Source organism: Bartonella fuyuanensis (genome assembly GCF_014197255.1).
Taxonomy (GTDB): Bacteria; Pseudomonadota; Alphaproteobacteria; order Rhizobiales; family Rhizobiaceae; genus Bartonella; species Bartonella fuyuanensis.
The window spans coordinates 1-1167 of record NZ_JACIFE010000073.1; the positions used below are offsets into that span (position 1 = coordinate 1).

Annotated in this window: 1 protein-coding gene; it reads left to right on the top strand. The window is 43.3% G+C overall.

Annotated features, from left to right (window positions below):
- Nucleotides 1-1167: elongation factor Tu (gene tuf / locus GGR08_RS07970; RefSeq protein ID WP_183194760.1), on the top strand; the 1167-nt coding region annotated here is incomplete at its 3' end.

The window sequence follows — 1167 nt, forward strand, 5'->3', positions numbered from 1 at the left end:
ATGGCGAAGAGCAAATTTGAACGTACAAAACCGCATGTTAATATTGGCACGATTGGTCATGTTGATCATGGGAAGACCTCGTTGACAGCAGCGATTACGAAGTTTTTTGGTGAATTTAAAGCATATGATCAAATTGATGCTGCACCGGAAGAGCGCGCGCGTGGAATTACTATTTCTACAGCGCATGTTGAGTATGAAACGGAAACTCGTCACTATGCACATGTTGATTGTCCAGGGCATGCTGATTATGTGAAGAACATGATCACAGGTGCGGCGCAGATGGATGGTGCCATTTTGGTTGTTTCTGCGGCTGATGGTCCGATGCCTCAGACACGTGAGCATATTTTGCTTGCGCGTCAGGTTGGTGTTCCAGCGATTGTTGTTTTTCTTAACAAAGTTGATCAGGTTGATGATGCAGAACTTTTAGAGCTTGTAGAACTTGAGGTTCGGGAACTTTTATCCAAATATGATTTTCCAGGTGATGATATACCAATTGTGAAGGGTTCTGCATTGGCAGCTCTTGAGGAACGCGATAAAGGTATTGGTGAAGATGCAGTTCGTCTTTTAATGAGTGAAGTTGATAATTATATTCCAACGCCTGATCGTCCTGTTGATCAGCCGTTTTTGATGCCGATAGAGGATGTGTTTTCAATTTCGGGTCGTGGAACTGTTGTTACAGGTCGCGTTGAGCGTGGTGTTATTAAAGTTGGAGAGGAAATCGAAATTATCGGTATTCGTCCAACATCTAAAACGACAGTTACAGGTGTTGAAATGTTCCGCAAGCTTTTAGATCAGGGACAAGCAGGTGATAATATTGGAGCTTTGCTTCGTGGAGTTGATCGTGAAGGGATTGAGCGCGGTCAAGTATTGGCCAAACCAGGATCTGTTACACCTCATACACGCTTTAAAGCAGAAGCTTACATTTTGACGAAAGACGAAGGTGGTCGTCATACTCCATTTTTTACGAATTATCGTCCTCAGTTTTACTTCCGTACAACGGATGTTACGGGTATTGTTACGCTGCCAGAAGGAAAAGAAATGGTTATGCCAGGTGATAATGTTGCAATGGATGTTTCGTTGATCGTTCCAATAGCAATGGAAGAGAAACTTCGTTTTGCTATTCGTGAAGGTGGTCGTACTGTTGGTGCCGGTATCGTTTCTGAAATC